11 protein-coding genes and 1 pseudogene are annotated in these 13543 nt (G+C 75.4%); 4 read left to right on the forward strand and 8 right to left on the reverse strand.

Annotated elements, in window-relative coordinates; all coding sequences use genetic code 11:
• Positions 1-70: 70 nt before the first annotated feature.
• Genes meaB through E9565_RS09265 form a run of 5 tightly spaced genes read right to left on the reverse strand, consistent with a single transcriptional unit; the run spans position 71 to position 7724 of the window.
• Positions 71-1054: a methylmalonyl Co-A mutase-associated GTPase MeaB gene (meaB, locus tag E9565_RS09245; RefSeq protein ID WP_236834742.1), complete on the reverse strand. Its 984-nt coding sequence runs from the start codon at positions 1052-1054 to the stop codon at positions 71-73.
• Complete coding sequence (scpA, locus tag E9565_RS09250) at positions 1054-3276, reverse strand: methylmalonyl-CoA mutase (protein ID WP_236834744.1); 2223 nt, start codon at positions 3274-3276, stop codon at positions 1054-1056. The genes meaB and scpA overlap by 1 nt, the downstream gene beginning before the upstream one ends.
• Positions 3273-5231: a methylmalonyl-CoA mutase family protein gene (locus E9565_RS09255; RefSeq protein ID WP_236834746.1), complete on the reverse strand. Its 1959-nt coding sequence runs from the start codon at positions 5229-5231 to the stop codon at positions 3273-3275. Before E9565_RS09255 ends, scpA begins: the two co-directional genes overlap by 4 nt.
• Positions 5185-6522, reverse strand: coding sequence for an amidohydrolase (locus tag E9565_RS09260; RefSeq protein WP_236826621.1), 1338 nt, complete (start codon positions 6520-6522; stop codon positions 5185-5187). Before E9565_RS09260 ends, E9565_RS09255 begins: the two co-directional genes overlap by 47 nt.
• A complete protein-coding gene (locus E9565_RS09265) occupies positions 6519-7724 on the reverse strand; it encodes a glutamate--cysteine ligase (RefSeq protein ID WP_236834748.1) in 1206 nt (401 codons plus the stop codon). Before E9565_RS09265 ends, E9565_RS09260 begins: the two co-directional genes overlap by 4 nt.
• A 113-nt stretch (positions 7725-7837) precedes the next feature.
• Here E9565_RS09265 and E9565_RS09270 point away from each other — a divergent pair, with 113 nt between their 5' ends.
• The 4 genes from E9565_RS09270 (at position 7838) to E9565_RS09285 (ending at position 11739) form a co-directional block, all read left to right on the forward strand.
• Positions 7838-8647 (forward strand): purine-nucleoside phosphorylase, encoded by an 810-nt coding sequence (locus E9565_RS09270; RefSeq protein ID WP_236826619.1) that lies wholly within the window; start codon positions 7838-7840, stop codon positions 8645-8647.
• Positions 8644-9462, forward strand: coding sequence for an NAD(P)-dependent oxidoreductase (locus E9565_RS09275; protein ID WP_236834750.1), 819 nt, complete (start codon positions 8644-8646; stop codon positions 9460-9462). Before E9565_RS09270 ends, E9565_RS09275 begins: the two co-directional genes overlap by 4 nt.
• Positions 9459-11090, forward strand: coding sequence for a phospho-sugar mutase (locus tag E9565_RS09280; protein ID WP_236826617.1), 1632 nt, complete (start codon positions 9459-9461; stop codon positions 11088-11090). Before E9565_RS09275 ends, E9565_RS09280 begins: the two co-directional genes overlap by 4 nt.
• Before the next feature lie 82 nt (positions 11091-11172).
• The gene (locus E9565_RS09285) at positions 11173-11739 is read left to right on the forward strand and encodes a dihydrofolate reductase family protein (RefSeq protein WP_236834752.1); all 567 of its coding nucleotides are present in this window, start codon (positions 11173-11175) and stop codon (positions 11737-11739) included.
• A 10-nt stretch (positions 11740-11749) separates the two neighbouring features.
• Here the strand turns inward: E9565_RS09285 and E9565_RS09290 are convergent, their stop codons facing one another.
• The 3 genes and pseudogenes from E9565_RS09290 to E9565_RS09300 form a co-directional block, all read right to left on the reverse strand.
• Positions 11750-12640 (reverse strand): Gfo/Idh/MocA family protein, encoded by an 891-nt coding sequence (locus E9565_RS09290; protein ID WP_236834754.1) that lies wholly within the window; start codon positions 12638-12640, stop codon positions 11750-11752.
• 2 nt (positions 12641-12642) lie between these two features.
• A complete protein-coding gene (gene upp, locus E9565_RS09295) occupies positions 12643-13266 on the reverse strand; it encodes a uracil phosphoribosyltransferase (RefSeq protein ID WP_236826614.1) in 624 nt (207 codons plus the stop codon).
• A 124-nt stretch (positions 13267-13390) separates the two neighbouring features.
• A pseudogene (locus E9565_RS09300) lies at positions 13391-13543 on the reverse strand (endonuclease); the annotation flags it as partial.

Consider the following 13543-nt stretch of genomic DNA (forward strand, 5'->3'; position numbering starts at 1 on the left):
CATGGCGCCGTGACCGGTCCTGCGCCGCTTCGAGCGGTCGTCGCGCCGTCACCGCGGGGGAAGGTGCGGGTCAGGCGCGGAAGGTGTCCAGGATCTGCCGGGCGGCCAGCGCCGGGGTGAGCTCGCCGGCGAGCACCGCCTTCTCCAGGTCGGGGACGGCCGCGCGCACGCCCGGGTGCGCCCGGAGCTGGTGCTCCAGGCCGTCGCGCACCAGCTGCCAGGTCCAGCGCACCTGCTGGGCGCGCCGCCGCTCGTCGAACTCCCCCGAGACCTTCGCCCGCTCCTGGTGCTCGACGAGCTTGGCCCACACCTCGTCCAGGCCCTCGCCGGTCAGCCCGGCGCAGGTGAGCACCGGCACGTCCCACCCGTTCCCGCGCCCGCGCAGCAGCCGGATCGCCTGGGACAGCTCCCGGGCGGCCTTGCGGGCGTCGGCGGCGGCCGGCCCGTCGGCCTTGTTGACCGCGATCACGTCGGCGATCTCGAGGATGCCGCGCTTGATCCCCTGCAGCTGGTCCCCGGTGCGCGCGATGGTGAGGAAGAGGAACGAGTCGACCATCTCCGCGACGGTGATCTCCGACTGGCCGACGCCGACGGTCTCCACCAGCACGACGTCGTAGCCCGCCGCCTCGACGACGACCATCGACTCGCGGGTCGCCTGCGCCACCCCGCCGAGCGTGCCCGAGGTCGGCGAGGGCCGGATGAACGCCTGCGGGTCGACCGCCAGCCGCGCCATCCGGGTCTTGTCCCCGAGGATCGAGCCCCCCGAGCGGGCCGACGACGGGTCCACGGCGAGCACCGCGACCTTCGAGCCGGCCGCCGTGAGGTCGACCCCGAGCTGGTCGATGAACGTCGACTTGCCCACGCCGGGCACGCCGCTGATCCCCACGCGGCGCGCTCCCCCGGCGTGCGGCAGCAGCTCGACCAGCAGCTCCTGCGCCTTCTCGCGGTGGTCGGCCCGGCGTGACTCCACCAGCGTGATGGCGCGCGCCACCACCCGGCGGTCCCCGGCCAGCACCCCCTCGACCAGCGCCGGGACGTCGATCGGCCGACCCATCAGTGGCCGAGGCGCTGCGACAGGGTCCGCAGCAGCTCCTGCGCCGCCTCGGCGATGACCGTGCCGGGCGGGAAGACGGCAGCGGCCCCCATCTCCTTCAGCGTCGGCACGTCGTCGGGCGGGATGACGCCGCCGACCACGATCAGCACGTCGTCGGCCCCGAGCGCGGCCAGCGCGTCCCGCAGCGCCGGCACCAGCGTGAGGTGGCCGGCGGCGAGCGAGGAGACGCCGACGACGTGCACGTCGGCCTCGACCGCCTGCCGCGCGACCTCGTCGGGGGTCTGGAAGAGCGGGCCCACGTCGACGTCGAAGCCGAGGTCGGCGAACGCGGTGGCGATGACCTTCTGGCCGCGGTCGTGCCCGTCCTGACCCATCTTGGCCACGAGGATGCGCGGCCGGCGGCCCTCGGCCTCGGCGAACTCCTCGGCCAGCCGGCGCGTCTCCTCCATCGGACCGGGCATTCCATGCCCTCCAGAATTGACTTCGTCGCGGTAGACGCCGGAGATGGTGCGCACCTGCCCGGCGTGCCGGCCGTAGACCGCCTCGAGCGCGTCGGAGATCTCCCCGACGGTGGCCTTGGCCCGCGCGGCGTCGACGGCGAGCTTGAGCAGGTTGGCGTCGAGGTCGTTGCCGCGGCGCCCCTCGGCGGCGGCCCGGGCGGCGTCGGTGAGCCGGCCCAGCGCCTCGGTCACGGCCCGGTCGTCGCGGTCGGCGCGCAGCTGCTCGAGCTTGGCCTTCTGCTGGGCCAGGACGTCGGCGTTGTCGACCTTGAGCACCTCGATGGCCTCGTCGGCGTCGACCCGGTACTTGTTGACGCCGATGACCGGCTGGCGCCCGGAGTCGATGCGGGCCTGGGTGCGGGCCGCCGCCTCCTCGATGCGCAGCTTCGGGATGCCGTCGTCGATGGCCTGCGCCATGCCGCCGTGCTCGGCGACCTCCTGGATGTGCGCCCACGCGCGGCGGGCCAGGTCGTAGGTGAGCCTCTCGACGTAGGCCGAGCCGCCCCAGGGGTCGACGACGCGGGTGGTGCCCGACTCCTGCTGCAGCAGCAGCTGGGTGTTGCGCGCGATGCGGGCGGAGAAGTCCGTCGGCAGCGCGAGCGCCTCGTCGAGGGCGTTGGTGTGCAGCGACTGGGTGTGCCCCTGGGTGGCGGCCATCGCCTCCAGGCAGGTGCGGACGACGTTGTTGTAGACGTCCTGCGCGGTGAGCGACCAGCCCGACGTCTGGGAGTGGGTGCGCAGCGACAGCGACTTGGGGTTCTGCGCCCCGGCCTCGCGCACCAGCTTGGCCCACAGCAGCCGCCCCGCCCGCAGCTTCGCGACCTCCATGAAGAAGTTCATGCCGATGGCCCAGAAGAACGACAGCCGGGGCGCGAATGCGTCGACGTCCATGCCGGCGGCCTGCCCCGCCTTCAGGTACTCGACGCCGTCGGCGAGGGTGTAGGCCAGCTCCAGGTCGGCCGTCGCCCCGGCCTCCTGGATGTGGTAGCCCGAGATCGAGATCGAGTTGAACTTCGGCATCCGCTGCGAGGTGAACGCGAAGATGTCGCTGATGATCTGCATCGAGGGCTTGGGCGGGTAGATGTAGGTGTTCCGCACCATGAACTCTTTGAGGATGTCGTTCTGGATGGTGCCGGTCAGCTGCCCCGGCTCCACCCCCAGCTCCTCGGCCGCCACGATGTAGAGCGCGAGCACCGGCAGCACGGCGCCGTTCATCGTCATCGAGACGCTCATCCGGTCCAGCGGGATGCCGTCGAACAGCTGCCGCATGTCCAGGATCGAGTCGATCGCGACCCCGGCCATGCCCACGTCGCCCGGTACCCGCGGGTGGTCGGAGTCGTAGCCGCGGTGGGTGGGCAGGTCGAAGGCGATCGACAGCCCCTTCTGCCCCGCGGCGAGGTTGCGCCGGTAGAAGGCGTTGGACTCCGCGGCGGTGGAGAAGCCCGCGTACTGGCGGATCGTCCACGGCTGGGTGGTGTACATCGTCGGGTAGGGGCCGCGCAGGAACGGCGGCAGCCCGGGCATGGTCTCCAGGAAGTCCAGCCCGTCGAGGTCGGCCGGCGTGTACAGCGGCGGGACGGAGATGCCCTCCGGGGTCTCCCAGGCGGCCTCCTCGACGCTGCGACCGGTCGCCTCCTCGAACGCCTTGGCCCACTCACCGGCCGAGGCGCCCGCGGAGGGCGCGCCCAGCTCGACGTCGCCGAAGTCGGGGATCGCGCTCATGCCGTTCCTCCCAGCTGCTCGTGCACCGTGCGGAGCGCCGCGAGGGCGTCGCACCCGGCGAAGACGTACCCGTCGACCCCGTCGACGGCGAGGTCGGGCTTGCCGGCCAGCCACACCTGCGTGGCGCCGGCCGCCCTCAGTTCCGCCGCCAGCCCGGCGGCGTGCTCGGCGTAGTCCTTGTCGGTGCCGCAGATGCAGGCCACGGTCGTGCCCGCGTCGGCCAGCCCGCCGGCGCCGTCCCCGGACGGGGTGGCCAGGCCACCGGCCTGGAACAGGTTGGCCGCGAACGTCGCCCGGGCGGTGTGCCGGGCGATCGGGCCGAGCGTCGCGAGGTACACCGACGGGCGGGTCCCCGTCGACTGCTCGGCGGCGTCGGCCGCGTCGCGCAGCGCCTCGAACTCCTGCGCCGCCCGGACCCGCGGCAGCCCGCCGGTGGCCGGCAGCACGTCGGCGGCCGGTTGCCGTGCGGGCAGCCTCTCGGTCAGGTTGGGGAACTCGCTGACGCCGGTGATCGCGTCGGCGCGGGTGGCCAGCCGCTGCGCCCGCGCGTCCCACGCCTGCGCGATCCGGTCGCGCACCAGGCCCGAGGCCAGCGCCGCCGACAGCCCGCCAGCCCGCTCGATCTCGGTGAACCACTCCCACGCCGCCCGCGCCAGCTCGTCGGTCAGCGACTCCACGTACCAGGAGCCGCCGGCCGGGTCGAGCACCCGGCCGAGGTGCCCCTCCTCCACGAGGAGGTTCTGGGTGTTGCGCGCGATGCGGCGGGAGAAGGGGTCGGGCAGGCCGAGGGCGGCGTCGAACGGCTGCACGGTCACCGCGTCGGCGCCGCCCACGCCGGCGGCGAAGCAGGCCACCGTGGTGCGCAGCATGTTGACCCACGGGTCGCGCCTGGTCGTCATCACCGACGAGGTGACGGCGTGCTGCCGCTGCGCCCGGGCCCCGGGCGAGGCGCCGCTGACCTCGCCGACGCGGTCCCACAGCCGGCGGGCGGCGCGCAGCGCGGCGATGGTCGTGAACTGGTCGGCCGAGGCGGCGTAGCGGAACTCCAGCTGGGCGGCCGCCTCGTCGACGGTCAGCCCGCCGTCGGTCAGCGCGCGCAGGTAGGCCACGCCAGCGGCCAGCGAGCAGCCGAGCTCCTCGACCACCGAGGCGCCGGCGTCGTGGAAGACCGTGCCGTCGACGACGACGGTCCGCAGGGTCGGGTGGGGGCCGGTGCTGAGCGCCGCCGCGCGGCGGGCGATCCCGGCGAGGCCGGAGAGGGCCTGCTTCTCCCCCGAGGCGGCCTCGACGCCGAGCGGGTCGAGGCCGAGCGAGCCGCCGGACGCCAGGTCGGTGCGGCCCTCGACCAGGTCGAGGAACGCCTCCGCGCCCGCCTGCCCGCCCTGCACGGTCACCGGCGCCAGGTCCAGGTAGACGTCGGCGAGCACCTCGCCCAGCGCGTCGACGGGGATCGCCCCCTCGCCGAGGACCAGCCACAGCGAGGTGACGCCGTTCTCCAGGTCGGCGGCGATCGCCTCCCTGGTGGTGGCGACGTCGGGGTGCGCGTGCCGCTGGCGGATGTCCCACCCGCCGGACGCGCCGCCCTCGGCGCCCCCGGAGGCGGTCACCTCGGCCGAGCCGGCCGGCCCGCCGGCGGGTCGGGCGCCGCGCACGAACGGCGGCAGGCCGGGCACGCCGACGCCCGCGGGGAGGTCGCCGGCGTCCTCGGCCGTGTAGAGGGGGGCCACCGTCACGCCCGGCGCGACCGGCCGGCGCAGCGCGTCCTCGACCGGGTCGGGCAGGTCCTCGCGCCCGGCCTTGCGCAGCACACCCGCGACCAGCTCGCGCCACTGGTCGCGGGTCACCGCGTCGAACTCGGCCGCCAGCGCCAGGTCCTCCGGGACCGCGTGCTCGGCGGGCACCTCGGCGTCAGCCGCCGCCGGCCCCTGGCCGGTCGTCTCGTCGGTCGTGCTCATCCTGCGGTTCCCGCCTCTCGTCGACGGCTCGTCGGGCAGAAGTGTCTCCGGGGGCCGGTCTCCGCGTGCGAGGGGGTGCCCCTGAGCTGCCCGGGGACGGCTCGGCGTCGGCCTCCAGGGCGAGCAGCGCGGTGCGGGCGAGCAGCCGCACGCCGACGCCGATGGCGCGCTCGTCGACGTCGAAGGTGCCCCGGTGCAGGTCGAGGGGGGCGCCCCCGCCGTGGGTGCCGAGCCGGGCCAGCGCGATCGGCATGACGTCGGCGAACCAGCCGAAGTCCTCCCCGCCCATGCTCTGCGGCGAGAGCACCAGGTTCTCCGCGCCCACGGTGGCCAGCGCGGCCGATCGCAGCAACGCCACGGCGCGGGGGTCGTTGACCACCGGCGGTACCCCGCGGATGTAGTCGACGTCGACCTCCGCGCCGGTGGCGGCGGCGACCCGCCCCACCAGCGAGCGCATCAGCTCCTCGGCCCCCTTCCACGCGTCCCGGTCCAGCACCCGGACGGTGCCCCGCAGCGTGCCGCGCTGCGGGATCGCGTTGGCCGCGACGCCGGCGTTGACCGCCCCCCAGACGAGGGACATCCCCGTCCGCGGGTCGACCTGGCGGGAGAGCAGCCCCGGCACGTCGGTGATGAGCCGGCCGAGCGCGTCGACGAGGTCGACGGTGAGCTGCGGCCGGGCGGTGTGCCCACCCGGCCCGGTGAGCGTGACGTCCATCCGGTCGCAGGCCGCGGTGATGGCGCCGGTGCGCAGCCCGATGCTCCCGGCCGGGATCGACGGGTCGCAGTGCAGGGCGAAGGCACGCGAGGCCCCGTCGAGCACGCCGGAGGCGACCACCTCGGTGGCCCCGCCCGGCACCGTCTCCTCGGCGGGCTGGAACACGCAGCGGACGGTGCCGGGCAGCCCGTCGAGCGTGGCGAGCGCGACGGCGACGCCGAGCACCACCGTCGTGTGCACGTCGTGGCCGCAGGCGTGGGCCAGACCCTCGCGGGTGGAGGCGTACGGCACGTCCTTGAGGTCCTTCAGGGGCAGCGCGTCGATGTCGGCCCGCAGGACGACCACCGGCCCCCCACCCGCCCCGACGTCGACGGTGAGGCCGGTGCCGGTGGGCAGCCGGCGCGGGGTCAGCCCGTGGTGGCGCAGCCGTTCCTCGAGGAAGGACGTCGTCTCGAACTCCGCGTAGCCGAGCTCGGGGTGCGCGTGCAGGTGCCGCCGCGTGGCCGACAGGGCGGGCCCGTTGGCGGCGACCCACTCGTCGACCGCCGCACCCAGCTTCTCGACGACCGGGGTCATGCCGCGTGACCGCCCGCGCACTCGGCCGGGCCGGGCACCGGGCCGTCGGGCCGGCCCGCGGGGCCGGAGGTGGGCAGGCCGTCCCGCAGCTCGGCCAGCAGGCCGTCCACGACCGGCGCCAGGCCGCCGTCGTGCGCCAGGGCCACCGCCCGCTGCCGCTGGTAGGAGGCCCCGACCTCGAGGATGCGCAGCACGTCGGAGAGCTCTGCCTCGCAGTGCAGCCGCTTGGCCGTGGGCATCAGCTCCTCGACCAGCTCGGTGATCGCGTCGCGCACCGGCCGGACGACGTAGTGCTCGTCGACGATGATCTCGGCGTCGAGGCCGTAGCGGGTCGCCCGCCACTTGTTCTCCCGCACGACCCACTCCTCGGGGCGGGGCAGGGTGTAGCCGCGGTCGAGCTGGGTGTCGAACTGCTCCACCAGGCACTGCGCCAGGGCGGCGACGGCACCCACCTCGTCGAGCGTGGGCAGCCCGTCGCAGATGCGCAGCTCGACGGTGCCGAAGTCGGGGTGCGGGCGGATGTCCCACCAGACCTCGCGGACGCTCTCGATGCTCCTGGTGGAGATGAGCGTCTCCATGTACTCCTCGAACTCGTCCCAGTCGTCGAGCTGGAAGGGCAGCCCGGCGGTCGGCATCCCCTCGAAGATCTTGGTGCGCGCCGAGGCCAGCCCGGTGTCGCAGCCCACCCAGAACGGGGAGGACGACGACAGCGCCAGGAAGTGCGGCACGTACTGGCACAGCGCGTTGACGATCGGGATGACCTTCTCCGGCGCCCGGACGCCGACGTGCACGTGCACCCCGAAGATCTGCAGCCGGCGGGCCAGCCACTGCATGCGCTCGACGAGCTCCCGGTAGCGCTCCTTGGGCGAGATCTCCTGCGTCTGCCAGTCGGTGAACGGGTGCGTGCCCGCGCACAGCAGCCCGAGCCCCCGCCGGTCGGCCTGGGCGACGACCTCGGCGAGGGTGCCCGCGAGGTCGGCCTTGGCCTCGCGGACCGTGGTGCAGACGCCGGTGATGATCTCCACCGTCGACTGCAGCAGCTCGTGCTTGGCCTTCGGGTGCTCCTCGGCCCCGTCCGGGCGCAGCGCCTCGAGGATCTCCACGGCGCCGGGGGCGAGCTCGCGGGTCTCCCGGTCGACGAGCTGGAGCTCCCACTCCACGCCGAGGCTGGCGCGACCGGAGCTACGGAAGGGGATCTCCACTCCGGCAGTCTAGGGACGACCGCGCTCCCCCACCGGGCGGCGTCGTCCCCCGCCCGACGCGCTCCGGCCGCCGGGCGGGCGCCCGTTCCCGGCGGCTGCGTTAGCGTCCCTGCGTGAGCGAGCTCCCCGGGACCGACCCCACCGCCCTGGCCGCGCAGGCCGCCGACGCCCTGACCACCGCGCTCGGCGGTCCGCACGACGTCGCCGTCGTCATGGGCTCGGGCTGGGCGCCCGCGGCCGACGCGTTCGGCGAGACCGCGGGATCGGTGGCGATCGGCGACCTGCCCGGCTTCGCCGCCCCCACCGTCCTCGGGCACGGCGGCGAGATCCGCTCGGTGCGGGTGGGCGAGCGCAAGGTGCTGCTGTTCCTCGGCCGGACCCACTACTACGAGGGGCGCGGCGTGGAGCCCGTGGTCCACGGCATCCGCACGGCGGTCGCCGCGGGCGTGCGGACCGTCGTGCTGACCAACGCCGCCGGCGGGCTGGCCCCCGAGCACCGGGTGGGCCAGGCCGTGGTGATCTCCGACCACCTGAACCTCACCGCGCGCTCGCCGCTCGTGGGCGCGAACTTCGTCGACCTCACCGACCTCTACTCCTCGCGGTTGCGCGCGATCGCCCGGGAGCTCGACCCGTCGCTGGCCGAGGGGGTGTACGCCCAGCTCCCCGGCCCGCACTTCGAGACGCCGGCGGAGATCCGCATGCTGCGGACGCTCGGCGCCGACCTGGTCGGCATGTCCACCGCGCTGGAGGCGATCGCCGCGCGGGCCGCCGGCGCGGAGGTCTTCGGCCTGTCGATGGTCACCAACGCCGCGGCCGGGATCACCGGGGAGGCGCTGGACCACGAGGAGGTGCTGGCGGCGGGCAAGGCGGCCGCCGGGCGGCTGGGGGCCCTGCTGGTGCAGCTGATCGAGCGCCTCCCGTGACCGGGCCCGTCCTGGTCACCGGCGCAGCCGGGCGGATCGGCACGGTCCTGCGCGGAGGGCTGCCCGAGCGCGGCTGGGCGGTGCGCAGCCTCGACGTCGTGGCGGTGCCCGAGCCCCGACCCGGCGAGGAGCACCTCGTCGCCGACGTCACGGACCTGGCCGCGATGACCGACGCCACCCGCGGCACGTCCGCCGTCGTCCACCTCGCCGGCATCTCCGGGGAGTCGACCTGGGCGGCGATCTCGCACGCCAACATCGAGGGCACCTACTGCGCGCTGGAGGCCGCCCGGCGGGCCGGCGTCGGGCGCGTGGTGCTGGCCAGCAGCAACCACGCCTCGGGGTACACCGAGCGCCCGGCCGACGGTCTGCTCCGCGAGGAGGACGCGCCGCCGCGCCCCGACACCTACTACGGCGTCTCGAAGGTCGCGATGGAGGCGCTCGGCTCGCTGTACGCCGACCGCTACGGCCTGGACGTCGTCTGCCTGCGCATCGGCAGCGCCTTCGCCGAGCCGACCACCACCCGCCAGCTGTCCACCTGGCTCTCCCCCGCCGACACCGTCGCGCTGGTCGACGCCGCGCTGCGGGCGCCGTCGCCGGGCTTCCGCGTGGTGTGGGGGGTGTCGGACAACACCCGCCGCTGGTGGGACCTCACCGCCGCCGAGGCGCTGGGCTACCGCTCCACCGACGACGCCGAGGGCCACGCCGCCGCGCTGGTCGCCGCCCACGGGGAGCCCGACCTCGCCGACCCGGTGCACCGCCGGGTCGGGGGCGAGTACACGACCGCCGACTTCGACGCGGAGAACGTCACGGCATGACGCAGGACCTGCTCGACGCCGCCCGCGCCTGGGCCGCGGCCGACCCGCACGAGGGCGACCGCGCGGAGATCCTGGCGCTGGTCGACGCCGGGGACACCGCCGAGCTCGCCCGCCGGTTCGCCGGCCCGCTCACCTTCGGGACGGCGGGGCTCCGCGGCCCGCTGCGCGCGGGACCGGCCGGCATGAACGCGGCCGTCGTCACCCGTGCGGCCGCGGGGCTGGCCTCCTGGCTGACGGCGTCCGGGCACGCGGGCGGCGGCGTGGTGATCGGCTTCGACGCGCGCCGCCGGTCCGACGAGTTCGCCCGCGTCTCCGCCGAGGTGCTGGCCGGGGCGGGCTTCGCCGTGCAGGTCATGCCCCGCCCGCTGCCGACGCCGGTGCTCGCCTTCGCCGTCCGCCACCTGGGGTGCGCGGCCGGGATCATGGTGACCGCCAGCCACAACCCGCCCGACGACAACGGCTACAAGGTGTACCTCGGCGACGGCGCGCAGCTGGTGCCACCGGCCGACCGGGAGATCGAGGCCGCGATCGCCGCGGTGGGCAGCGCGCGCGACGTGCCGCGCTCCGACGACTGGCTGACGCTCGGGGACGACGTCGAGACCGACTACGTCGGCGCCGTCGTGCGGGCGGTCGACCCGGAGCGGGTGCCCGCCGACGTCCGCTCGGCGCTGACCGTCGCCTACACCGCGATGCACGGCGTGGGCGCCGGGACGACGCGCGCGGTCTTCGCGGCCGCGGGGCTGCCTGCGCCGGTGGGCGTGCCGGAGCAGGACGCCCCCGACCCTGCCTTCCCGACCGTGGCCTTCCCGAACCCGGAGGAGCCCGGGGCGGTGGACCTGCTGCTGGCCCTGGCCGACCGGGTGCGCGCCGACGTGGCGATCGCCGAGGACCCCGACGCCGACCGCTGCTCGGTGGTCGTCGGTGGCCGGCAGCTCACCGGCGACGAGGTGGGGGCGCTGCTGGCCGACTGGCTGCTGCGCCGCGGCGTGCGGGGCACGTACGCCTCGTCGCTGGTCAGCGGCTCGCTGATGCACGTCGTCGCCGAGGCGCACGGGGTGCCGTCGGAGGAGACGCCGACCGGCTTCAAGTGGATCATGCGGGCCGGCTCGGAGGCGGCCCCCCTGGTGTACGGCTACGAGGAGGCGCTGGGCTACTCGGTGGCGCCCTCGGTGGTGCGGGACAAGGACGGCATCTCGGCGGCAGCCGCCGTCGCGCTGCTCGCGGCGGAGCTCAAGGCCGCCGGCCGCACGCTGCTGGACCGGCTCGACGAGCTGGCCCGGGAGCACGGGCTGTTCGCCACCGGCCAGCTCTCGGTGCGGGTGGAGGACCTGTCGGTCATCTCCGGGGCGATGGCCAGGCTGCGCTCGGCGCCGCCCGCCACCCTGCTGGGCCGGCCGGTGGAGTTCGCCGACCTCGCGCTCGGGGAGCCGCCGGTGGACGCCGTGCGGCTGCTGGGCGACGGCGTCCGGGTGATCGTCCGGCCCAGCGGCACCGAGCCCAAGCTCAAGGCCTACCTGGAGACGGTGGTCCCGGTGCACGACGACGCCGGGCTGATCGCCGCCCGCGGCCGGGGTGCCGACGAGCTGGACCAGCTGCGCGCGGAGATGTCGGCGGCGCTCGGCCTCTGACATCGAGGCGCCCGGCACCGCTCAGTTCCGTCGCCGCGCGCGGTCTCCCCTCTCGCCAGGCCTGGCCACGAGCGGAGGAAGCATGCGGAAGATCGTCGTCCACCTGTCGGTGTCCCTCGACGGGTTCTTCGAGGGCCCCGACCACGACATCAGCTGGCACCTCGTCGACGAGGAGCTGCACAGCTGGATGAACGCCCAGCTGGCGGCGGCGAGCGCCTTCCTCGAGGGCCGGGTCACCCAGGAGCTGATGGCCGCGTACTGGCCGACGGCCGACGAGGACCCGGCCGCCTCCGCCCCGGAGAAGGAGTTCGCCGGCATCTGGCGGGCCATGCCGAAGATCGTGTTCTCCCGCACCCGCGACGAGGTGCCGTGGGCCACCGAGGTCCGCCACGCGGTCGACCCGGACGAGATCCGGGCGCTCCAGCAGCTCCCCGGCGGCGACATGGTGCTCGGCGGCCCGGACCTGACCGCGACCTTCCGCCGGCTGGACCTCGTGGACGAGTACCGGCTCTACGTGGCGCCCGTGCTGCTCGGCAGCGGCCGGCGGCTCTTCGCGGACGCGGACGACCGCACCCGGCTGGAACTGCTGGAGACCCGCCGGTTCGGCAACGGGACCGTCATGCTCCGCCACCGGGTGGCCCGCCCCTGAGGGCGAGCCGTCACGCCCCGACGGGTTCCCGGCAGCCGGAGTCGAGCGCCCGGGCGGCCGTGGCGAGGACGGCGACGACGTCGCGGCCGAAGCCCACGTCGCAGGGGTGGGTGCCCCCGGCGACGGCCGCCGACGTCAGTTCGTCGACGGCCACGCCGAACGCCTCGACCGGGGCCTCGACGTCGGGCAGCAGGACCAGCCGGCCGGCGTCGCCGTGCACGTAGAACTCGATGCCGGCCGACATGGGCGCCACCGTGTGCGACAGCGTCACGGTCGAGGCCGCCCCCGACTCGTGGGTGAGCACCAGGTGGACGGTGTCGAGCAGCCCGGCCCCGGCCTGCACGGCGACGACCGGCCCGAGTGCCGGCACCAGCACCGACAGCGCGTGCGGGCCGATGTCCCACAGCGCGCCGTGCTCCTGGCGCCAGGGCGAGGCGGCGAAGGGGGTGCCGGCGAGCGAGGAGAGCCAGGAGCCCGCTCCCCCGGCGAGACGGGTGCGCGCGGCCTGCGTCAGCCAGGTGGAGGTCGCCGTCTGGAAGCGGAAGGTGAAGAAGACGACCGATGCGACGCCGGCCGCCCGCACCGCGTCGACCACCCGGTCGGCCGCGGCGACGTCCAGCGCGATCGGCTTCTCCAGGAGCAGGTGCTTGCCCACCTCGGCCGCGCGCACGGCGAGCGGCGCCTGCACGTGCGGGGGCAGCGCGATGGCGACGGCGTCCACGTCGGCCAGCAGCGCGTCGACGTCGCCGTACCCGGGCACCTCGAACTCCGCCGCCAGCGCGTCGGCGCGCCCGGCGTCCCGGCCCCACACCCCGGCGAGCTCGGCCGTCGGGTGGGCGGCCAGCGCGGTGGCGTGCACCGCCCTGGCCCAGTGGCCGGTGCCGAGCAGCCCGAAGCGCACGGTCAGACCGCGCCGAACTGGCGGTCGCCGGCGTCGCCGAGGCCCGGGACGATGTAGGCCTTGTCGTTGAGCCCCTCGTCGACGCTGGCGGTGAACACCCGCAGCGGCAGGCCGCTCTCCTCGAGCCGGCGCAGCCCGTCGGGGGCGGCCAGGGCGCAGAGCACGGTGATCGACGTCGTGCCGCGGGCGGTCAGCAGCTCGCAGCAGTGCACCAGCGAACCGCCGGTGGCGAGCATCGGGTCGAGGACGAAGACGTCGCGGTCCACCAGGCTCTCGGGCAGCGAGGCCATGTAGGCCTCGGGCTGGAAGGTCTCCTCGTTGCGGGCGAGCCCGACGAAACCCATCTGCGACTCCGGCAGCATCCCGTGCGCGGTGTCGGCCATGCCGAGGCCGGCGCGCAGCACCGGGACGATGAGCGGCGGGGCGGCCAGCCGGTACCCCGTGGTCGTGGTGACCGGGGTGGTGATCGGCTCCTCGGCGATCGCGAGGTCGCGGGTGGCCTCGTACACCAGCATCTGCGTCAGCTCGCGGAGCGCGGCGCGGAACATGGCGTTGTCCGTGCGCTCGTCGCGCATCCGGGACAGACGGGCACGGGCCAGCGGGTGGTCGACGACGGTGAGCTGCACGCCGGACACCGTATCGGCCGGGGCGGCCGGGGCCGGGTGCCGTCCTCGCAGCCGGTGCCCCCTGGTGGCGTGCCCCGGCCCCGGGCGGAGCGCGGTCGTGTGGAGGTCGAGCGGGCGTGACCGGTCAGCCGGCTCGGGAGTTGGCCGGGTCGGCGGTGGTGCGGGGCAGGACGAGGAGCTCGGTGCCGTCGGGCCGCCAGGTGCGCCATCGGCCGTCGGGTCGGCGTTCGACGCGGAACCCGTGGTGCACCTTCGTGTGGTGCCGTTCGCACAGCAG

The sequence above is a fragment of the Blastococcus sp. KM273129 genome, assembly GCF_021698995.1.
Lineage (GTDB): Bacteria > Actinomycetota > Actinomycetes > Mycobacteriales > Geodermatophilaceae > Blastococcus.